Annotated in this window: 23 protein-coding genes and 2 pseudogenes; 19 read left to right on the top strand and 6 right to left on the bottom strand. The window is 70.3% G+C overall.

What is annotated here, in order from left to right:
* Positions 1–146: 146 nt before the first annotated feature.
* A pseudogene (locus ABFJ78_RS49660) lies at positions 147–473 on the top strand (transposase); the annotation flags it as partial.
* Here the strand turns inward: ABFJ78_RS49660 and ABFJ78_RS49655 are convergent.
* On the bottom strand, positions 432–926 hold the full coding sequence (locus ABFJ78_RS49655) for a TetR/AcrR family transcriptional regulator (protein ID WP_436394638.1): 495 nt from the start codon (positions 924–926) through the stop codon (positions 432–434). The pseudogene ABFJ78_RS49660 and the gene ABFJ78_RS49655 sit on opposite strands and share 42 nt — an antisense overlap.
* Between ABFJ78_RS49655 and ABFJ78_RS49650 the strand changes: the two are divergent.
* From ABFJ78_RS49650 to ABFJ78_RS49630, 5 genes and pseudogenes are all read left to right on the top strand, one after another.
* Positions 873–1,241 (top strand): annotated as a pseudogene (locus ABFJ78_RS49650) (SDR family NAD(P)-dependent oxidoreductase); the annotation flags it as partial. The gene ABFJ78_RS49655 and the pseudogene ABFJ78_RS49650 overlap by 54 nt on opposite strands.
* A 151-nt stretch (positions 1,242–1,392) precedes the next feature.
* The gene (locus ABFJ78_RS49645) at positions 1,393–1,722 is read left to right on the top strand and encodes an alpha/beta hydrolase domain-containing protein (RefSeq protein ID WP_436394637.1); all 330 of its coding nucleotides are present in this window, start codon (positions 1,393–1,395) and stop codon (positions 1,720–1,722) included.
* A complete protein-coding gene (locus tag ABFJ78_RS49640) occupies positions 1,719–2,621 on the top strand; it encodes a class I SAM-dependent methyltransferase (RefSeq protein WP_436394609.1) in 903 nt (300 codons plus the stop codon). The genes ABFJ78_RS49645 and ABFJ78_RS49640 overlap by 4 nt, the downstream gene beginning before the upstream one ends.
* Before the next feature lie 190 nt (positions 2,622–2,811).
* The gene (locus ABFJ78_RS49635) at positions 2,812–4,167 is read left to right on the top strand and encodes an MFS transporter (protein WP_436394608.1); all 1,356 of its coding nucleotides are present in this window, start codon (positions 2,812–2,814) and stop codon (positions 4,165–4,167) included.
* Positions 4,164–4,919, top strand: a complete 756-nt coding sequence (locus tag ABFJ78_RS49630; RefSeq protein ID WP_436394607.1) for an N-acyl homoserine lactonase family protein — start codon at positions 4,164–4,166, stop codon at positions 4,917–4,919. The genes ABFJ78_RS49635 and ABFJ78_RS49630 overlap by 4 nt, the downstream gene beginning before the upstream one ends.
* Positions 4,920–4,921: 2 nt before the next feature.
* Here the strand turns inward: ABFJ78_RS49630 and ABFJ78_RS49625 are convergent, their stop codons facing one another.
* The gene (locus ABFJ78_RS49625; protein ID WP_436394606.1) at positions 4,922–5,584 is read right to left on the bottom strand and encodes a TetR/AcrR family transcriptional regulator; all 663 of its coding nucleotides are present in this window, start codon (positions 5,582–5,584) and stop codon (positions 4,922–4,924) included.
* Positions 5,585–5,717: 133 nt separating this feature from the next.
* Here ABFJ78_RS49625 and ABFJ78_RS49620 point away from each other — a divergent pair, with 133 nt between their 5' ends.
* Positions 5,718–5,897 (top strand): hypothetical protein, encoded by a 180-nt coding sequence (locus ABFJ78_RS49620; RefSeq protein ID WP_436394605.1) that lies wholly within the window; start codon positions 5,718–5,720, stop codon positions 5,895–5,897.
* 329 nt (positions 5,898–6,226) lie between these two features.
* On the opposite strand, the gene ABFJ78_RS49615 is transcribed toward ABFJ78_RS49620, so the two are convergent.
* Positions 6,227–6,667: a MarR family winged helix-turn-helix transcriptional regulator gene (locus tag ABFJ78_RS49615; protein ID WP_436394604.1), complete on the bottom strand. Its 441-nt coding sequence runs from the start codon at positions 6,665–6,667 to the stop codon at positions 6,227–6,229.
* 168 nt (positions 6,668–6,835) lie between these two features.
* Here ABFJ78_RS49615 and ABFJ78_RS49610 point away from each other — a divergent pair, with 168 nt between their 5' ends.
* Positions 6,836–7,630: an alpha/beta fold hydrolase gene (locus ABFJ78_RS49610; protein WP_436394603.1), complete on the top strand. Its 795-nt coding sequence runs from the start codon at positions 6,836–6,838 to the stop codon at positions 7,628–7,630.
* Between the two features lie 26 nt (positions 7,631–7,656).
* Positions 7,657–8,493, top strand: a complete 837-nt coding sequence (locus ABFJ78_RS49605; RefSeq protein ID WP_436394602.1) for an MBL fold metallo-hydrolase — start codon at positions 7,657–7,659, stop codon at positions 8,491–8,493.
* Between the two features lie 64 nt (positions 8,494–8,557).
* On the opposite strand, the gene ABFJ78_RS49600 is transcribed toward ABFJ78_RS49605, so the two are convergent.
* Together ABFJ78_RS49600 and ABFJ78_RS49595 are read right to left on the bottom strand one after the other, a co-directional pair.
* The gene (locus ABFJ78_RS49600; RefSeq protein WP_436394601.1) at positions 8,558–9,268 is read right to left on the bottom strand and encodes a DJ-1/PfpI family protein; all 711 of its coding nucleotides are present in this window, start codon (positions 9,266–9,268) and stop codon (positions 8,558–8,560) included.
* 342 nt (positions 9,269–9,610) lie between these two features.
* The gene (locus ABFJ78_RS49595) at positions 9,611–10,147 is read right to left on the bottom strand and encodes a TetR/AcrR family transcriptional regulator (protein ID WP_436394600.1); all 537 of its coding nucleotides are present in this window, start codon (positions 10,145–10,147) and stop codon (positions 9,611–9,613) included.
* Between the two features lie 72 nt (positions 10,148–10,219).
* On the opposite strand from ABFJ78_RS49595, the gene ABFJ78_RS49590 reads away from it, so the two are divergent.
* Positions 10,220–11,254 (top strand): aldo/keto reductase, encoded by a 1,035-nt coding sequence (locus tag ABFJ78_RS49590; RefSeq protein WP_436394599.1) that lies wholly within the window; start codon positions 10,220–10,222, stop codon positions 11,252–11,254.
* 55 nt (positions 11,255–11,309) lie between these two features.
* Here ABFJ78_RS49590 and ABFJ78_RS49585 read toward each other — a convergent pair whose 3' ends face one another.
* Positions 11,310–12,275, bottom strand: a complete 966-nt coding sequence (locus tag ABFJ78_RS49585; RefSeq protein ID WP_436394598.1) for an NAD(P)-dependent alcohol dehydrogenase — start codon at positions 12,273–12,275, stop codon at positions 11,310–11,312.
* A gap of 60 nt (positions 12,276–12,335) precedes the next feature.
* Here ABFJ78_RS49585 and ABFJ78_RS49580 point away from each other — a divergent pair, with 60 nt between their 5' ends.
* The 9 genes from ABFJ78_RS49580 (at position 12,336) to ABFJ78_RS49540 (ending at position 18,299) form a co-directional block, all read left to right on the top strand.
* The gene (locus ABFJ78_RS49580) at positions 12,336–12,980 is read left to right on the top strand and encodes a TetR/AcrR family transcriptional regulator (RefSeq protein WP_436394597.1); all 645 of its coding nucleotides are present in this window, start codon (positions 12,336–12,338) and stop codon (positions 12,978–12,980) included.
* Positions 12,981–13,303: 323 nt separating this feature from the next.
* A complete protein-coding gene (locus ABFJ78_RS49575; protein ID WP_436394596.1) occupies positions 13,304–13,708 on the top strand; it encodes an organic hydroperoxide resistance protein in 405 nt (134 codons plus the stop codon).
* Complete coding sequence (locus ABFJ78_RS49570; RefSeq protein WP_436394595.1) at positions 13,705–13,917, top strand: hypothetical protein; 213 nt, start codon at positions 13,705–13,707, stop codon at positions 13,915–13,917. Before ABFJ78_RS49575 ends, ABFJ78_RS49570 begins: the two co-directional genes overlap by 4 nt.
* A gap of 81 nt (positions 13,918–13,998) precedes the next feature.
* Positions 13,999–14,637, top strand: a complete 639-nt coding sequence (locus ABFJ78_RS49565) for a TetR/AcrR family transcriptional regulator (RefSeq protein WP_436394594.1) — start codon at positions 13,999–14,001, stop codon at positions 14,635–14,637.
* An 84-nt stretch (positions 14,638–14,721) separates the two neighbouring features.
* Positions 14,722–15,549, top strand: a complete 828-nt coding sequence (locus ABFJ78_RS49560; protein WP_436394593.1) for an alpha/beta fold hydrolase — start codon at positions 14,722–14,724, stop codon at positions 15,547–15,549.
* Between the two features lie 4 nt (positions 15,550–15,553).
* On the top strand, positions 15,554–16,420 hold the full coding sequence (locus ABFJ78_RS49555) for a VOC family protein (protein ID WP_436394592.1): 867 nt from the start codon (positions 15,554–15,556) through the stop codon (positions 16,418–16,420).
* A complete protein-coding gene (locus ABFJ78_RS49550; RefSeq protein ID WP_436394591.1) occupies positions 16,417–17,160 on the top strand; it encodes a 3-hydroxybutyrate dehydrogenase in 744 nt (247 codons plus the stop codon). Before ABFJ78_RS49555 ends, ABFJ78_RS49550 begins: the two co-directional genes overlap by 4 nt.
* A gap of 118 nt (positions 17,161–17,278) precedes the next feature.
* Entirely contained in the window at positions 17,279–17,872 is a 594-nt protein-coding gene (locus ABFJ78_RS49545) for a TetR/AcrR family transcriptional regulator (RefSeq protein ID WP_436394590.1), read from the top strand.
* A 208-nt stretch (positions 17,873–18,080) separates the two neighbouring features.
* Positions 18,081–18,299, top strand: coding sequence for a DUF308 domain-containing protein (locus tag ABFJ78_RS49540; RefSeq protein WP_436394589.1), 219 nt, complete (start codon positions 18,081–18,083; stop codon positions 18,297–18,299).
* Positions 18,300–18,445 lie beyond the last annotated feature (146 nt).

Below are 18,445 nucleotides of genomic sequence, written 5' to 3'. Positions count from 1 at the left end.
GGCTCGTTCGCTGTTCAGACGCGGTCACCACGGCAGGACAGGTCGGCAGCGGCGGATGAAACTTACTCGGCGTGCAACGATCCGGGGGACTGGCCTGGAAGATTTGTTCGCGCTGGTGGCGGGCCGGTTCTTGCGTGCTGACCCACGCCGGCGTGCGCGGGCTGTTGGCGCCGCCGGCGGGCAAGAACGGGTGGACACTCGCCGAGGTGGCCGGGGACGCGACGCCGGATGGGATGCAGCGACTGCTGAACGCAGCCAGGTGGGACGCCGAAGGTGTCCGGGATGATATCCGGGTGTGGGCGGCGAGGCACCTGGGCGAGCGGGACGGTGTGCTGATCGTTGACGAGACCGGATTCCCGAAGAAGGGCAGCAAATCCGCGGGCGTGCAGCGGCAGTATTCCGGCACGGCCGGCCGGATCTCGAACATCCGGTCATCGCCGGGCGGTCGCGGGAATGGCGTTGTCGATGAGGACGGCGGCGATGGCGGCGGCGGTGGGAAAGGTTTCGGCGTTGAGGGCCCGGTTGCGGGCCGAGGCGCCGTCGAGCAGCAGTGCCAGTTGTTCGCCGAGCTGTTCGGGGTCGGCGGCGCCTGCTTCGCGGGCGGTGTCGGCGAGCCGGGCGGCGACGGCTTTCTTGTAGTCGTGTGCCCGTTGGCGTGCGGGGTGGTGCGGGTCGCGGATTTCGACCGACGCCGCGATGTAGGGACACAGGGGCGTGACGTCCTCGGTCCCTTGTGTCGCGGTTGTCGGCGCTTCGAAGGCGGCGAGGAGTCGTTCGCGGGGGGTGAGATCGGGGCGGTCGAACACTTCGGGCATGACGTCGGGATCGAATCGGCGCAGGTATTCGGTGACGAGTTCGTCCTTGCCGGCGAAGTGTTGGTAGGCCGTGCGTTTGGACACCTGGGCCACCTCGCAGAGCTGGTCCATGCCGGTGTGGTTGATGCCCTGCTCGCGGAGGGCGATGCGGCCGACCTGGACGATCTGGACCGCTTGTTCGACACGGTCGAGCGGGAAAAGGGCGCGATCGACGTGCTGTGGGCCAGCGCCGGGACAGGCGAGCAGCGGAGGCTCGGCGAGATCACCGAGGGGCACTTCGATGCCGCCTTCGGGCTCAACGCGCGCGGCACGTTGTTCACGGTGCAGAAAGCGCTGCCACTGTTCGACGACGGCGGCTCGATCTTCATGACCGGGTCGAACGCCTCGCTCAAGGGCTATCCGGAGTGGAGCGTGTACGCGGCGAGCAAGGCCGTGCAGCAGGCCTACGCCCGTGTGTGGCTGTCGGAGTTGAAGGACCGGCGGATCGGGCGAACGTGCCGACCCCCGGTCAGGTCGCCACTTCTCCCTCGGTGTCACCGAACTTTCCGCCTGAGCCGCGGCACCACCAAAGAAGAGGATTCTCGCGATCCGGGACGCCTACCAGATCATCAAGGGCGGCATCCGGCTCGCCGCGGTCGCCGCGCCGACCGAACGCGACACGGGCTGGAACACCGACCGCGACAGCGCCGGTGCGCAGGGCGGCACCTGGATCCCGTTCGACGGCACCACTTCGCGCGAGCTCTACTCGACTCGTGCGCAGTACGTCCGTGAGGTCACGAACCAGAACGTCCGCGACGGCTTCCTCGTCCGCGACCACAGTGGATTCGCCGCGGACAGTTCCCGTCCTGCAGCGGTTCATAAATTGGTGGCCTGTCCAGGGCGTTCGTCATTACCTTCGTACCGGTGATCTACGAGCATCCGTTGGCCTACCTGCTGGGGCTCGAGGGTCTCGCGCTGATGCGCGGGTTCACCGGTGAGCTCGACCGTGACTTCGTGGAGTCGCGGATCGCCGAGATCCGCGGTTTGCTCGACGACGAGTCGCTGGCGAACGCGGCCGTGGACGTAGACCGGGTGGAGACGGTCGACGGCTACCGGAAGTGGTCCGAGACCTACGACCAGCCCGGCAATGCGGCGTTCTCGATCGACGAGCCCGAGGTGAAGCGGATCGTCGGCACGCTGCCATCGAGCGTCGCCTTGGACGCTGCGTGTGGCACCGGCCGATATGCCCGATGGCTGACCGAGCGCGGCCATCGGGTCATCGGTGTGGACAGCTCGCCCGACATGCTCGCGCGCGCCCGCGTGCGGGTGCCGGCGGGCGAGTTCCTGCTCGGTGATCTGCACCGGCTTCCGGTGGCGGACTCCGCAGTGGACCTGGTCGTGTGCGGCCTGGCACTGACGCACCTCCCCGCGCTCGAGCCGGTGATGGCGGAGTTCGCAAGGGTCCTGCGTGCGGAGGGGCATTTGGTGATCGCCGATGTGCACCCGGAGGCGGTGGCGCGCGGCTCGATCCCGCCGGTGCGCGGGCCGGGTGGGCGACCCGGGCGGGTGATCAGCTACCGCCATCCGATCGGAGACTACCTGCGTGCCGCCCTGCCGGTGGGCCTGCAGCTCCGGGGCTGCGAGGAGCCCTGCGCACCGACGAAAGACCACGCCGATTCGCCGGGCCCCCATCCGGCGTCCAGGACGGTGGGTCCGTGGGACGTCTGGCCGTGGAGCTTGGCCGCACTGGTGCCCGAGGCCGCACGAGCCGCGAACGAAGGAGTACCGGCGATGGTCATCTGGCACTTCCAGCTGACCAAGCCTTGACGTCAGCAGCAGGCGCGCGGACTCCGCGAGCCTCACCAACGGGCCCTTCCTGCCGAGCAGGGGCGCCGAAGGGGCAACTGGTACTTGACAAGCCCGCGAGCGCCCTTCAATCTCTCTAATTAACTATCCGGTACATACCTAACCGGTTAGTTCATTGGACGGCAAGGGTGCATCCGCGGAGGAGAACGACGTGACTGATCGTCCGGACGGCGCTGTGGGCGGCCCGCCCGCGGGCAAGCCCGCCAAAGCGGCCCTGGCCGCGTGGATCGGCAGCGCGCTCGAGTACTACGACTTCTTCATCTACGGCACGGCGGCCGCGCTGGTCTTCAACAAGATCTTCTTCACGGCCTCGTCGCCGGCGACCGGCACGTTGCTGGCGCTGTCGACCTTCGGCGTCGGCTACGTGTCCCGGCCGCTCGGGGCGCTGCTGCTGGGGCACCTCGGTGACAAGTTCGGCCGCAAGCGCGTCCTGCTGGCCACCCTGCTGCTGATGGGACTGTCGACTGTGCTCGTCGGCTGCCTGCCCGGCTACGGCACGCTGGGTGTGGCGGCGCCGATCCTGCTGGTCGTGCTGCGGTTGCTGCAGGGCTTGTCCGCCGGCGGCGAGCAGGCCAGCGCGAACTCCATGAGCCTCGAGCACGCCCCCGAACACCGGCGCGCCTACTACACGAGCTTCACCCTCAGCGGCACGCAAGCAGGCCAGATCCTGGCCACGGCCGTCTTCCTGCCGGTGGCCGCGCTGCCGCAGGAGGAGCTGCTGTCCTGGGGCTGGCGGGTACCGTTCTGGCTCAGCGCCGTCGTCGTGCTGGTGGGCTACTACATCCGCCGTTCGCTGGAAGAGACGCCGGTGTTCCAGGAGGAGGTCGCGAGCGGCGAGGTCGCGAAGCTGCCCTTGGCGGTCCTGCTGCGGGACCATTGGGCCGACGTCCTGCGCGTGGTCGTGGCCGCGTTGATCGCTTCCGTGAGCACGATCTTCACCGTCTACGCCCTCAGCTACGCCGTGAACACGGTGGGCCTGAGCAAGACGCCCATGCTGTGGGTCGGCGTGCTGGCCAACGTCGCCGCCGTCGTCTCCATCCCGTTGTGGGCCAAGTTCTCCGACCGCTTCGGGCGCAAGCGGATCTTCATGGCCGGTTCGCTGGGCTGCGCGATCCTGATCTTCGCGTACCTCGGTGCCATCGCGGCCGGCAGCTACCTGTGGATCTTCGTCGTCGGCATCGGGATGTTCGGCATCGTCTACACCGCCACGAGTGCCGTGTGGCCGTCGTTCTACGGCGAGATGTTCCCCGCCCGGGTGCGCTTGTCGGGCACCGCGATCGGGACCCAGATCGGATTCGCGATCAGCGGTTTCCTGCCCACCATCGCGGTCGGGGTCACCGGGACGGGCCGGGGCGCGTGGCTGGGCGTCGCCGTCTTCACCGCCGCGCTGTGCCTGGTGAACGTGATCGCCGTGGCCACCGGGAAGGAGACCTACCGGGTGCCCACCGCGCGGCTCGGGCTCAAGGAACCGGTGCCGGACCGGAGCGAGGCCGGCGTTCCGCGGTGAGCGCGTTCGAGGTCTACGCGCTGTGCTACGGCCGGCGGACCGGGTTCCGCGGGGAGCATTTCCTCGGCTACGGCGGAGATTCCGCGGAACCCCACCCGACCGCCTACTACCTCTGGCTCGCGGTGTCGCCGGAGCACACGGTGGTCGTCGATGCCGGTATCCGCGCGGAGCGGGCTCGCGAAGTGTCCGGATTGGACTACGTCGACCCCGTCCGGCTGCTCACCGGGTTCGGCGTCGACCCGAAGGCGGTCGAGCACGTCGTCCTCACGCACCTGCACTACGACCACTGCGGCGCGGTCGCCGGCTTCCCCGCCGCGCGGTTCACGGTCCAGCGGTCCGAAGTGGACTACTGGACCGGCCCGTGGGCCAAGCGGATCGAGCGGGAGCGGTGGCTGCTCGACGAAGCGGCCCTCGAGCACGTGCGGGCCGGGCGAACCGACCTGGTCGACGGCGACGCCGAGGTCGTGCCCGGCGTGAGCGTCCACCTGGTCGGTGGGCACACCGCCGGGATGCAGGTCGTCCGCGTCGAAACCGCCGGCGGCGCGGTCGTGCTGGCTTCGGACGCCAGTCACTTCCACGAGAACATCGAAGACGACCGCCCGGCGCCGCTGCTGCACTCGATGACCGGGGTGTACGGCGCCTTCGACCGTGTCAAGGAGCTGGCCGGCGCCGGCCTGGTCGTCCCGGGCCATGACCCGGAAGTGCTCGCGCGGTACCCGCCGGTCGCCGACCGGATCGTGCGGATCGCGTGAAGTCAGCGCGTCGTCAGGTAGCTGACGAGCATGTCGGCGACCATGCGCCGGTGGTGGTCGCGCAGCGCCGGGTCGAGCATGTCGCGGTCGAAGATGGCGTTGAACGTGTAGCGGTTCGCGGTGCGGAACACGCAGAACGCGCTGATGGCCATGTGCACGTCGAGCGCGTCGACGTCGTCGCGGAACTGCCCGGCTTCGCGGCCGCGCGCGAGGATGCGGGTGAGCACGTCGAGGGCCGGGTTGGCCAGGTTGGACAGTGCGTTCGACCGCGCGATGTGCTCGGCGCGGTGGATGTTCTCGATGCTGACCAGCCGCACGAAGTCCGGATGGGACTCGTGGTGGTCGAACGTGAGCCCGGCGAGCTGCCGGATCGCTTCGGCCGGGTCGAGGTGGTCGACGTCGAGGTTCTGCTCGAGGGAGCGGATGACCGTGTAGGCGCGTTCGAGCACCTCGACGAACAGCTGGTCCTTGTTGGTGAAGTAGTAGTAGATCATCCGCTTGGTGGTGCGGGTCTTCGCGGCGATCTCGTCCACCCGGGCCCCGTCGAAGCCCTTTTCGGCGAACTCGCGGGCGGCCGTGTCGAGGATCTCGGCGCGGGTCCGGTCGGCGTCACGGATGCGCTCGGGTCCGCCGTTCGCCACTTGGTCCGACGATGGTGCTGCCACGGAGTTCCTACCTCGCTTCAGCTGGTGTGCCCACTGTATAACGTACTGGTTCGTACATTACGGGGGAGCTCGTGACTTTGTCATCAGCCGCGACGCGATCCGCGCCCGCGCGGCGCGGGCCACGTCGGGCACGGTGCTCACCGGGCTGATCGGCGCGGGCATCGGACCGTCGCTGAGCCCGCCGCTGCACGAGGTCGAGGCCGGCCGGCTCGGGGACCTGGTCTACGCCCGGTTCGACCTCGACGCCGGCCGGTCAGCCGAGCTGGCCGGCCCTCGCCGGCCTTCGGCGTCGCCGGCGCGATTGCCTTCCTGAAGCAGCAGCTTTCCCGGCACCACTAGGCGGGATCGGCGCAGCCGGCGAGGAAAGCGCCGCGACGAGCACGGAGTCCCCCGCGGTGCTCCTTGCCGGTCGATGCCGGACTGCTTGCAGCCGCCGAACGGCAGCTTGCCGGTGCTCATCTCGGCCACCTGTTGATCCGGACGGTTCCTGCCCGGATGCCCGCGGACCTCCCAGGGAGTCCTCTGCGACGCCCCGGTTCCTTCCGCCGGGCAAGGGGCCGTCGGCCGGCTGGGGGAGCGGATGCCCCGCCGTCTCCTCCCAGTCGGCAAGGTCGCGATGACTCCGCGGTCACGAGGCCGGAGTCAACGGGCCCGTGATCCGGTTCGGTCGCCGGCGTGTGTGGCCTTGATCAGGAGTTCGTGCAGGGCGGCCCGCTCGGTGTCGTCCAAGGCGCCGATCGACTGGTCCAAGACTGCCTCCACGACCTGCGCGCCTGCCTCGTAAGCGCGCTCGCCCGCTCCGGTCAGTTCATGCCGCGTGGACCGGCCGGGGCCGTCGGTCCTCTTGATCAACCCGCGGTCGATCATCCGCTTCGCCAGGGTCCCCATGGCCTGATCGCTCTGGAACGTCAGCTCGGCCAACGCGTGCAAAGTGGCGTCGGGCTGGTCGTGCAGGTGCCGGAGAACGTCCCATTGCACCAGAGAGAGCCCTCCGTGCGCGGACAGCCGGCGGTTGGCTTCGCGGTGGTGCTGCCACTGCAGCCGCTTCACCGCGAGCCCGATCTCCTGAAGCGACGGTGACACCGACGCAGGGTATCCCACCACCGGCGGCTCTCCTCGCCCTCGACAAACTAAGCATGTTTATATAAGCTAGTTTACATGAGGGCGGCGCCCTTCCGGCGCCGCGCAACCCGCGGAGATCCTTCGTCTCCATCACCGAAGAGAACCGCTTTCTGTCCAAGGAGTCCCCACGTGAGCACAACTGTCCCGGCCGGAAGTCTCCGGCCGACCCGCCTCGTCAGCGCGCCGCTGGCCGACGGCGTGGTGACCGTCGAAGACCGCGACCACACCCGGCCCTTCCTCCTGCTGCACGGCGGGGGCGGCCCGGCGACCATGACCGGCTTCGCCGAACTGCTGGCGCAGCGCACGCACTCCCGCGTGCTGATGCCGACCCACCCCGGCTTCGCGGGCACCGAACGGGTGCCGGGCGTCGACTCCGTCCGGGACCTCGCGGCGGCTTACGTCGGATTGCTCGACGAACTCGGCCTCAGCGACGTCACCGTGATCGGCAACTCGTTCGGCGGCTGGCTGGCCGCGGAGATAGCGCTGCTGGGCAGCCCCCGGGTCAGCGGTGCCGTGATCATCGACGGCATCGGGATCGAGGTCGAGGGGCACCCGATGACCAGCGTCGCCGGTCTCGCGCCCCTCGACCTGCAGAAGCTCTCCTTCCACGACCCGCGCAAGGCACCCCAGCCGGCCGATGCGGGCGGGACCGGACCGAGCCCGGATGTCCGGGCGTTGCTCTCCTATACCGGCCCGGCCATGTCCGACCCGGGCCTGCTCGACCGGCTCCGGCGCGTCGGCCACTTCCCCGTCCACGTCATCTGGGGCGCGAGCGACGGAATCGTCAGCCCCGAGTACGGCAAGGCGTACGCGGCGGCGATCCCGATGTCGAAGTTCACCCTGCTGCCCACCGCCGGCCACCTGCCGCAGGTCGAGACGCCCGAGGAACTGCTCGGTGCCTTGTTCGACCTCGGAAACGACTGATCCCCCACGGAAGCGAGGAAACCGAAATGAGCACCACCACTCTCGCGGTCACCCGGATCGCGCACGCGTGCCAGCTGATCGAGTTCGGTGACCTGCGGGTCCTGACCGACCCGTGGTTCACCCAAAGCGCCACGTACTACCAAGGCGAGAAGCTCGCGCTACCGGTGACCTCGCTGGGGCGCCTCGACGCCATCGTGATCACCCACGAGCACTACGACCACTGCGATCTCGACGCGCTGGCCGGCGCCGGGTTCAGCCCGGACATCCCGATCGTCGGGCCGGGCACCGTCACCGCCATCGCGAAGGACAAGGGCTTCCGCACCCTGCACACCATCGAGGCGTGGGAGACCGCCGTGGTCGGCGACCTCGCCATCGCGAAGGACAAGGGCTTCCGCACCCTGCACACCATCGAGGCGTGGGAGACCGCCGTGGTCGGCGACCTCACCGTCACGGCGACTCCCGGCAAGCACGGCGTCCACGAGGTGACCTTCGTGATCCAGGCGGGTGGCCGCACCGTCTTCTTCGGCGGCGACTCCCTGCGCGTGCCCGAGCTCGACCGGATCCCCGACCGGCTCGGACCGGTCGACCTCGCCATCCTGCCGATCAACGGACTGTGCATCCGGCCGGTGAACCTGGCCCAGGTGGTGATGGACGCCGAGCAGGCTGCGGAGCTGACCGCGGTGCTGCGGCCGAAACTCGCCGTTCCCCACCACTACGCGTTCCACAGTGGCTGGTTGGGCGACCGCATGATCACCAAGGGCGACCAAGATCCGCGTCACTACGCCGACGCGGTGGCGCGCCTCGCACCCGACGTCGACGTGCGTATCGTCCTGCCGGGCACTCGCGTGGCCATCGCGGCCTGAACCGGGTATCGGTCTTCGGGCGCGATACCCGGTGGCCGAAGCTCTCGGATGCGCCGTCCGAGGGTCATGCGCGGCGCCACACCGCGCCGCGCTGTTCGTACTCGAGCACTGACTCCACTCCGACGGCGGCCGCGGCGCCCAGCTCGCGGGTGACCAGCCACAGCGCGAGATCCAGCCCGGAGGTGACGCCGCCCGCGGTGACCAGGTCGCCGTCGTCGACGACGCGGGCGTCGATCACCTGGGCCCCTCGGGCGGCGATGTCCGCTTTGGCGAGGTGGTGGGTGGTGCACGGACGGCCCTTGGTCAGCCCGGCCGCGGCGAGCACCACGACGCCGGTGCAGACCCCGGTGACCAGGACTCCGGCGCGCTGTGCCCGGCCGAGGTCGCGCAAGAGCGCCTTGTTCTTGATCACCGCGTTGACGCCCGGGCCGTCCTTCACGGCGTAGCCGCCGCCCGGCACGACGATGAGGTCGGCGGCGGCGGGGTCCCACTTCGCGGGCACGGAGAACTTCGTGCCGAAGGTGCCGGTGACCTCACCGGGGCCGCCGAACCGGGCCGGAGTCACCTGGACCTGGACGCCTTGGTGACCGGCGTGGCCGAACACGGCGATCGGGCCGACGACGTCCTGCTCCTCGACGCCGTCGAACATGAGGATCTGAACCCGTAGCGGCCCGGATCGCGCCGGAGCCGCGGACGCCGGCCCGGCGCCGAGCGTCGTGAGCGCCGCGGCTCCGGTCGAAGCAGCGGAGATCCGGAGAAAGTCCCTGCGTTCCATGTGTTTCCGTCCTGTGGGGAGTGCTCGATACAGGAGTCGGGCGGAGAGTGCACGAAGTTCCCGCGACGAGGAACGCGTTGCCGAACCCGGCGAAGCGGCTGAAGCCGTTGGCCAGCCCGGATCCGCAGGCGCCGGTCGAGTTCGAGCCCGAACGTCGGCCACGCGGCCACGCTGGTCGGGGATGTTCTCGGCGTTCCAAGTGGACATTGTGACGTTCCTGGAAGCACCGTGGTAGAAGAAATCCCGCGTTTGGGAGACCCACCTTGAGGATCGACGCGATTTCCGACGTGAGGTCGGACTCGGTCCGAGCAATCGAGCGCCGATGACTTGGCCGCCCGGATGTCACGACTCGATGATCGCCACCAGCGCCGTCGTGAAGGGGGCGGCGTCGAGGTCGCCGCGGACGGCGAGCTGCTGGGTGTAGCCGTGGCACAAGGCCACGAAGGCTTCGGCGACGCGGGCCGCGTCGGCCGGTTCGCGGCCGGGCAGGAGTGCGGCGACCTCGGTGCGCAGGTCGTCGAGCTGCCGGTGGACGAGGGCCGCGAGGGGAGGGGAGACGGCGGCTTCGGCGTAGATCTGCGCGACCAGCCGGGCGTGGTCCTCCTCTCGGGCCATGGTGCGGATGTGCTCGACGAACTCGCGCACCGACTCGGCCGTCAGTTCGGCGGGCAGCGCCTGGCTCGCCTCTTCGCAGATGGCGGTGACGATCTCGTCCTTGCCCTTGAAGTACCGGTAGATCGCCCCGACCGACAGGCCGGAGGCCTCGACGAGGTCGGTCATGGACGTCCGGGTGAAGCCGTGCGTGGCGAAGCGCGCGCGGGCCGCGTCGAGGATCTGCCGGCGGCGGGCGTCGAGGTGGGCTTGCGTGACTCTCGGCATAAAAGAACGACCATTCGTTTTTTATGGTAGCGTCCCGACCATACCCCACCGCTCGTCCCGTAGGAGACTCCCGTGCGTTATCAGGCTTTCGGACGAAACAGCGGGTTGCGGATCTCGGAGTACGTGCTGGGCACGGCCAACTTCGGCTCGGCACCCACCGCCGCGGGCGTCGCGGGCGCGAAGGCGATCTTCGAGGCCTTCGTCGCCGCCGGCGGCACCACTTTCGACGTCTCGAACATCTACCAGGACGGCGAAGCCGAGACTGTCCTCGGCGAGCTCCTCGGCCGCGAGCGCGACGACTTCGTGCTGATCACCAAGTACAGCGGGAGCAGGCAAGCGGCGGTCCGGCCGGGCACCACCGGCAACAGCCGCAAGACGATGATCCGCTCCCTGGAGGAAAGCCTGCGGCGCCTGAAGACCGACTACGTCGACGTCTTCATGCCGCACTTCCCCGACGGCGTGACGCCGATGGCGGAGATCCTGGCCGGCTTCGAGGACCTGATCCACTCGGGCAAGATCCGCTACGGCGGGCTGTCGAACTTCCCGGCTTGGCGGGTCGCCGGCGCCGTGGTCCGGTCGGAGCTGGGCGGGCACCCGGCGCCGGCCGGCATCCAGACCGAGTACAGCCTGGCCGAGCGGTCCGCGGAACGCGAGCTCCTCCCGATGGCCGAGGCCCACGGGCTCGGCGTCGTCCTGTACTCGCCGCTCGCGGGCGGGCTGCTGACCGGGAAGTACCGGCGCGGCGAGCGGGGCCGGCTCAGCGCCCGGGCGACGGACCCCGGGAAGGTGGCCGTGCTGGACGCGGTCATGGACGTCGCCGGGGATACCGGGACCGGGCCGGTCCAGGTCGCCCTGGCCTGGCTGCGCCGGCGCGCCGCCGAAGCCCGGACCTCGATGGTTCCCATCGTGGGCCCGCGCACCCCGGCCCACCTGACGGGGTACCTCGACGCGCTGCGTGTCGAACTCGCCGACGAGCACTACCGGCTGCTGACGGAGGCCGGCGCCGTCCGGCTGGGTACGCCCCACGAGGATGTGGCGGCAGCGCTGGCCAACGGCGTCGACGGTGACCGGAGCCTTCTCGACGCCCCGCCCGTCCCCGTGCGGTGAGCCCTCCCGCGCCAGCGTCGCGAGGTCGCTTGCAACGGCCTTCGGACGCGCGACACTAGCCGACCCGGACGACGTGCTTGCCCCGTACACCGCCGGCCTCCAGGGCCCGGTGCGCGGCCGCCGTCTCCTCGAGGGAGAACACCCCGTCGACCGCCGGACTGAGGTTCCCTTCGGTCACGTGCCGGGCGAGGTCGTCGAAATCCGCCCGCTTGGGGTTCCCGCTGAAGGCGCGTACCCGGCGGCGCCCGTGGACCGCGCTCACCGCGAGGTAGCCCAGTGAGCGGACGAGCCGGGTCAGGTCGAAGGCGATGGTGACCATGCGGCCGCCCGGGGCCAGCAGCCGCCGGAAGCCCGGCAGGTCGGTGCCCACGGTGTCCAGGACCACGTCGAACCGGCCCAGCTCCGGCAGCCGGACGGTCCGGTGGTCCAGCGCCGTCGCGGCGCCGAGGCCACGGACGAAGTCGAGGTTGCCGGCCCGGGCCAAGGCCGTGACTTCGGCTCCGTACGCGCGCCCGAGCTGGACAGCGGTGTTGCCGACGCCGCCCGCCGCGCCGCGGACGAGGAGCCGTTCGCCGGGGCGGAGCGCGGCCTTGTCCCGCAGCGCGGTCACCGCCGTGGTGGCGACCGGGAGCGCCGCGGCGTCCACGAGGTCCAGGCCGTCGGGCACGGGGCCGAGCCGGTCGGCCGGCACCGTCACGTACTCGGCCGCGCTGCCGAACCCGGCGGTGCGGCCCAGTACGCCCCACACGCGGTCGCCGACCGCGACCGTCGTCGTCCCGGTGCCGAGCGCCGCCACTTCACCGGTGAAGTCCAGCCCGACGCGCTGGGGGAACTTCCGGCCGGTGAGGAGGCGGAGCTCGCCGGAGCGGGCGGCGAGTTCGCCGCCGTTGACGCTGAACGCGCGCACCCGCACCAGCACTTCGCCCGGTGCCGGCGTGGGCCTCGGCACCCGGCTGACGTAGAGGACGTCCGGGCCGCCGTAGCGGTCGTACAGCACTGCTTTCATCGTGCGGTCGGTCATGGCGGCGAGCGTAGGCTGGCAACCGGACGAGATCATCCGCTTCGGTCGAGGTGAGAAACAATGCCCGCGGCACCTTCTCGGTTACGCGCCCAGGACGACCTGCGCGCGGACGCGCGGCGCAACCAGGAGCGCATCCTGGTCGCCGCCCGCGCGGTCTTCGCCGAGCGCGGGATCGACGCGCCGATGGCGACCGTGGCCCGGCGCGCCGGCGTCGGGGTCGCGACGTTGTACCGGCGTTTCCCGAATCGCGACGCCCTGGTGCGGGCTGCGTTCGCGCGGCAGATGGCGACGTGCACGCGGGCCTTCGCCGAGGCGTTCGCCGATCCCGATCCGTGGCGCGGGTTCCGGCGGCTGATCGAGGTGGTCTGCGAGCTGCAGCGCGAAGAACGCGGCTTCCCGGCCGCGTTCCTGGCCGCCTTCCCGGACGACGCGGTGGCCCACGCGCAGCTGCGGGTGGCGGCCGACCGGGAGCTCGGGACGCTGGTCCGCCGGGCGCAGGAGGCTGGTGCGCTGCGAGCCGACTTCCGCCCCTCCGACCTCGCGGTGGTCTTCCTGGCGCACGGCGGGCTCGTGACGGCGTTGCCGGCCGATGGCGCGGCGTCCCGGCGCCTGGTCGCGTACCTGTTGCAGGCCTTCCGCGCCGACGCGGCGAGCGAACCGCTGCCCGCACCGTCCGCGACGAGCTTTTTCCAGGGGGCACGCTGAGCTCGTCAGGGCGTCGTGGCAGGCCGGCGCGACGTCGGCGCCGCGGCGGGCGAGCGTGTCGGCGATCGCGAAACCGAGTCCGGTGCCGGCACTGGTCACGAGAGCGGTTCGGCCGTGCTGCGCGGGGATGTCTTCGGTGGACCGGCGTTGCCGTTTCACAAGTGCCCTCCGTGAGTGCTCGTCTGCTGTATGTAGCGATCACTATAACGGCCGGTTCCAGATAGAACGTTCGGTCTTGACTCAGCCCGAGCGATCTTGCACAGTGGAGAGCGATAGAACGTTCGGTATCGCGCCTCGCTCGCGACGGAGAAGGGATTCCTCCCATGACCAAGCCCCTGTACCTCGGCATCGCCACCTCGACCGGCGACGGCCGCGCGGGAGGGCGGGCGCGGACCGACGACGGCCTGCTCGACCTCTCCCTGGCGATCCCCAAGGAGATGGGCGGCCCCGGTGGTGCGACCAACCCGGAGCAGCTGTTCGCGGCGGGCTGGGCTGCGTGCTTCCACTCGGCGCTGAAAGCCGTCGCGGCCCAGCGCAAGGTGAGGATCACCGACTCCGCGGTCGTCGCGGAGGTGCAGGTGCACACGACGCCGGAAGGTGGCTTCACCCTCAGCGCCGCGCTGCACGCCGAACTGTCCGGTGTGGACCAGGCGACGGCGGACCAGCTCGTCGAAGGCGCCCACGCGATCTGCCCGTATTCCCACGCGACACGCGGCAACATCNGGTGAGGATCACCGACTCCGCGGTCGTCGCGGAGGTGCAGGTGCACACGACGCCGGAAGGTGGCTTCACCCTCAGCGCCGCGCTGCACGCCGAACTGTCCGGTGTGGACCAGGCGACGGCGGACCAGCTCGTCGAAGGCGCCCACGCGATCTGCCCGTATTCCCACGCGACACGCGGCAACATCCCGGTGACCGTCGACGCGACCGTCGCCTGACCCGCGCGGCCGGGCCGGCGACGACCGCCGGCCCGGCGCGTCCGGTGGGGGAGGGGGTTGCCGCGGACCTATCATGGCCGGATGGCGAGGGATTCCAGCTCCGCATCGACAGCCGCCGGGTTGAGCAGCCGAGAGGTCATCCTCAACGCCGCTCGTGCCCTCGTCGGGGAAAAGGGCTATGACGGCATGGCCATTTCGGACTTGAGCGCGCAGTCCGGACTGCCGCCGAGCTCGATCTACTACCACTTCGGCAACAAGCTCGGCGTCCTGGCGGCGCTGCTGGAGCGGACTTTCGACGAGCTGCACGCGCTGTTCCCGAACCCGTCGTCGTTCGACGAACTCGCGCCGCTCGACCGCCTCGAAGCGTGGTTTTCCGCGGCCTGCGCTTCGCTCGACCGCCGGCCGGACTACCTCCAGCTCCTGGTCGCCATCAGCGTCGGCCCGCAGAAGGACGCCGAGGCGGTGCAGGCGACCGTGCGCCGCATCCGCGACTACGCCCACACCTCCTGGGTGGCCGCGCTGACCCCGATCTTCGCCCCCAACGGGGGCAAGAACAACGAGGCCCTCGTTCAGCAGCTGGCCGTCCTCGGCCGCGCTTTGACGGATGGCTTGTCGGTGACCAACAGCTTCGATGGCATGAGCTACAGCTCGCAGGTCGCGCCGTTCGTGGCCTTGATCCGCGGCCTGGCGGAACAGCGGACGGCGAAGCGCAAGCGCTGACCCCGGCCCGGCTGGTCGAAAACTCCCTCCGATCGACCTTGATAACGCCGCCGCCCGTTGTATAGTGAGCGCTACATACAACGAATGGGTGGCACAGTGACGAGCACTTTGGATGTCGGTGACGCGCGGCTGGCCTACACCGAAACCGGCTCGGGCAGCGCGGTCGTGTGGCTGCACGGCTCGGGGCCCGGCGCCACCGGGATGAGCAACTTCGGCGGCAACCTGCCCGCCTTCGCCGACCACCGGAACATCGTCGTCGACCTGCCCGGCTGGGGCGAGTCCCCGCGGCCGGAGACCGACGAGCCGCTGATCTTCCACGCCGCCGACCGCGTCTGCCGCGCGATGACGGCGCTCGGGATCGAGCGGGCCCACCTGGTCGGCAACTCCTACGGTGGCGCCGTGGCCATGCGGATCGCCATGCGGTACCCGGACCGCGTGGACCGGCTCGTCCTCATGGCGCCGGGCGGGGTCCTCCCGCCGGACGCACCGCCCTGGCCCAAGGGGCTCGAACGGCTTTTCGGTTACATGGCCGAGGAAAAGCCGTCGCGCGAGGCCATGGCCGAGTTCGTGCGGCTGATGGTCCACGACGAGTCGCTCGCGACCGACGCCCTGATCGACGAGCGGTACGAGTCGAGCCTCCGCGCGCACCCCGAGCTGCCGATCCCGCCGAACTTCGGCGACCTGACGCCCGACCTGGGCCGGATCGCCGCCCCGACGCTGCTCGTGTGGGGCCGGGAGGACCAGACCGTGCCCCTGACCTGGGCGCCCAAGATCCTCGACGGCATCCCGAACGCGGAGCTGCGCGTGCTGCCGCACTGCCGGCACTGGGTCCAGTACGAGCGCGCACCCGAGTTCAACCACATCGTCCGCGAGTTCCTGCAGGGTGGCGCGGCCGCCGCGTCGGAGGGGTGACACCGTGGGTATCAGGAAGCTGGGGTACGTCGGACTCGAGGTCACCGACGTCGACGCGTGGACCGACCTGCTCGGGCGCACCTTGGGCGTCGGGGTCGCCCACGCCAAGTCCGGAACAGACGAGATCGTCCTCGCCGAACTCGACGAGTTCAAGTACCGCCTCGCACTTCATCCGTCCACTGAGGACCGTCCGCGCGAGCTGGGCTGGATCGTCGACTCGCCGCGGGAGCTCGACCGGCTGACCCGGCGGCTCACCGACGCCGGTTTCGCCGTCGCGGAGGGATCCGCGGAGGAAAAGGACTTGCGCGGCGCCACGCAGCTGCGCTGGTTCACCGACCCGGTCGGCTACCGCGTCGAGCTGGCGGTCGGGGAAGCCAAGGTGCGCCTCGGTGTCGATCGCCCGGCAGGCGGCCCCGGCGTCACCGGCCTCGGCCACTTGGTGCTCGCCGGCCCGAAGCTCGAGGAGTTGCGCGAACTCTACGAGTCGGTGCTCGAGTTCAAGCTGACCGACTACCGCGCGCCAGGCTTGTTCTTCTTCCGCTGCAACCGAACGCATCACAGCATCGCGCTCGCGAACGCCGAAACCGCGTCGATCCACCACCTGGAGTTCGAGCACGCTTCCATCGACGACGTCGGCCGGGCCTACGACCGGGCCAAGGCCCACGACGTGCCGATCTCCATCAGCCTCGGCCGGCACATGAACGACAAGGCGATCTCCTTCTACGTGCGCAACCCCAGCGGGTTCCACCTGGAAATCGGCTGCGGCGGCATCGAAGTCGGCGACGACTGGGTCCCGCACGACTTCGGGCGCTCGGACGAGTGGGGGCACCACCACGCCGACGCCAACCCGTTCGCCTCCCCGAAGCCGTGAGCCTTTCGGGTCGCCGCGCCCTGGTCACCGGCGCGGCGAGCGGGATCGGGCTCGCCGTGGCCACCCGGCTCGCCGGGCTCGGCGCCCACGTCCTGGTGTGCGACATCGACGCCGAGGGGGCGGCGCGGGCGGCCGACGGGATCGGCGGCGAAGCACTGGCGATCGACCTCAGCGAGACCGACGTCCTCGCCGCGCGGGCCTTCGACGCCGACATCCTGGTGAACAACGCCGGGGTGCAGCACGTCGCGCCCGTCGAGCGGTTCGAGCCCGGGCGGTTCGCGGCCATGACCCGGCTGATGCTGGTGGCGCCGTTCGTGCTCAGCCGCGCTGTGCTGCCGGGCATGTACGAGCGCGGCTGGGGCCGGATCGTGCACATCTCGAGCATCCACGGCCTGCGGGCCAGCGCCTACAAATCCGCCTACGTCAGCGCCAAGCACGGCCTGCTGGGACTGTCCAAAGTGCTCGCGCTGGAAGGCGCGGCCCACGGCGTCACCAGCAACTGCGTGTGCCCCGGGTACGTGCGCACCCCGCTGGTCGAGAACCAGCTGGCGGACCAGGCGGCGGTGCACGGGCTGAGCACCGGCGAGGTGCTGTCGGAGGTGCTGCTGGCGAGGTCGGCGGTCAAACGGCTGATCGAGCCGGACGAGGTCGCCGGCGCGGTGGCGTACCTGTGCTCGCCCGAAGCTGCTTCGGTCAGCGGGACCGAACTGGTCCTGGACGGAGGCTGGAGCGCCTCCTGACCAGGTCCTCCGTGCGCAGAGCCCGCAGCAGGCCGGGATCATGCCGGGAGTCCGTGCCTCGACGCGGCTGATCCGGAGAAGCGCAATACTGACCGTTCTATCTGCTAGGCTCGGTGGAATGGTGCACAACGCTCGAGGCCAGGTCTCCGAAGCGCGGTCGAGGCTGCTCGCGACGGCCACGCGGATCTTCTACGCCGAGGGGCTGCACTCCGTGGGGATCGACCGGATCGTCGCCGAGGCGAAGGTCACCCGGGCCACGCTGTACCGGCATTTCCCCAGCAAGGACGACCTTGTCGTGGCGTACCTCCAGGGCGTCCACGAGATGGAGCGCGAAGGGATCGACAAGGTCATCGCCGGCGACTTGCCCCCGGCCGACGGCTTGCGGGCGATCGCCGAGTCGATCGCCGCCGGGATCGGGTCGGCTCACTTCCGGGGGTGCGCCTTCCTCAACGCGGTGGCGGAGTACCCGGACCGCGCGCACCCCGTGCACCAGGCCGTCCTCGCTCACCGCGAGTGGTTCCTCCGCACGGTCACGGATCTGCTCGCGCAGGTGGGCGAGACCCCGCCGGAGCTCGCGGGGCGGCACTTCGTGATGCTGCGCGACGGCGCGATGACGGCAGGCTGCCTGTCGGATCCCGCTGAGGTCTGCGACACGTTCCTCCAGGGTGTCGAGGGGATCCTGCGGTTCCGTCTCGGCTCCGCGGTGAAGTGATCCCGGGGTAGAACGTTCGGTCTTGACGACGACCTGGTTCGTCGCTACGGTGGGTGTGTACTGATCGCTCCATACAGGGAGCGATTCCGGGGCTTCGCATCGGCGAGCCCGTTCGTGCACATCGCGCCGAAGGAGCCTCCGTGAGCACTGTCCCCAGTGCCCTCACGCCGTTGCTGCGGCGGCCTCCGGCGTCCCCGGCGTCCTTCGCGTGTGGGGGAGCTGGGCCATCGTCTCGGGCCTGGCGCAGCTCGCGGTCGGGATCAGCCGCCGCCGGCTGGGCGGTCAGTGGCCGATGATCCTCAGCGGCGCTCTGTCGGCCATCGCCGGGACGTCGTTCATCGTGCAGGCCGGGCGCGACGGGTCCTCGCTGGTCGCGATCGGTGTGGGCCAGGCGGTCACCGCTCGGGTTGGTGAAAGGTTTCGATGAGTACCTTGCAGTTCAAGTGGTCGCCCCGATTGGCGGCGCCGCGTCCGCCGGGTGGTGAGGCGGCACAGCTGGAAAGCATGGTCGGCGACGTGTTCAACTCGATGACGCGGCGGCTGCCGGGCCCGGACGTGACGCAGGAGCAGCTG

The sequence above is a fragment of the Amycolatopsis sp. MEPSY49 genome (genome assembly GCF_051337345.1).
In the GTDB taxonomy this organism is placed as follows: Bacteria; Actinomycetota; Actinomycetes; order Mycobacteriales; family Pseudonocardiaceae; genus Amycolatopsis.
The sequence above is the reverse complement of the archived record's forward strand: the minus strand, read 5'-3'. Positions and strand labels throughout refer to the sequence as shown.

Bases quoted from the DNA above. Each gene is read 5' to 3' on its own strand.
- ABFJ78_RS49585 (WP_436394598.1), bottom strand. From the start codon at position 12,275: ATGACCGACCGCACGATGAAAGCAGTGCTGTACGACCGCTACGGCGGC.
- ABFJ78_RS49605 (WP_436394602.1), top strand. From the start codon at position 7,657: ATGAGCACCACCACTCTCGCGGTCACCCGGATCGCGCACGCGTGCCAG.
- ABFJ78_RS49655 (WP_436394638.1), bottom strand. From the start codon at position 926: ATGGACCAGCTCTGCGAGGTGGCCCAGGTGTCCAAACGCACGGCCTAC.
- ABFJ78_RS49545 (WP_436394590.1), top strand. From the start codon at position 17,279: ATGGTGCACAACGCTCGAGGCCAGGTCTCCGAAGCGCGGTCGAGGCTG.
- ABFJ78_RS49580 (WP_436394597.1), top strand. From the start codon at position 12,336: ATGCCCGCGGCACCTTCTCGGTTACGCGCCCAGGACGACCTGCGCGCG.
- ABFJ78_RS49565 (WP_436394594.1), top strand. From the start codon at position 13,999: ATGGCGAGGGATTCCAGCTCCGCATCGACAGCCGCCGGGTTGAGCAGC.
- ABFJ78_RS49560 (WP_436394593.1), top strand. From the start codon at position 14,722: ATGGGTGGCACAGTGACGAGCACTTTGGATGTCGGTGACGCGCGGCTG.
- ABFJ78_RS49595 (WP_436394600.1), bottom strand. From the start codon at position 10,147: ATGCCGAGAGTCACGCAAGCCCACCTCGACGCCCGCCGCCGGCAGATC.
- ABFJ78_RS49600 (WP_436394601.1), bottom strand. From the start codon at position 9,268: ATGGAACGCAGGGACTTTCTCCGGATCTCCGCTGCTTCGACCGGAGCC.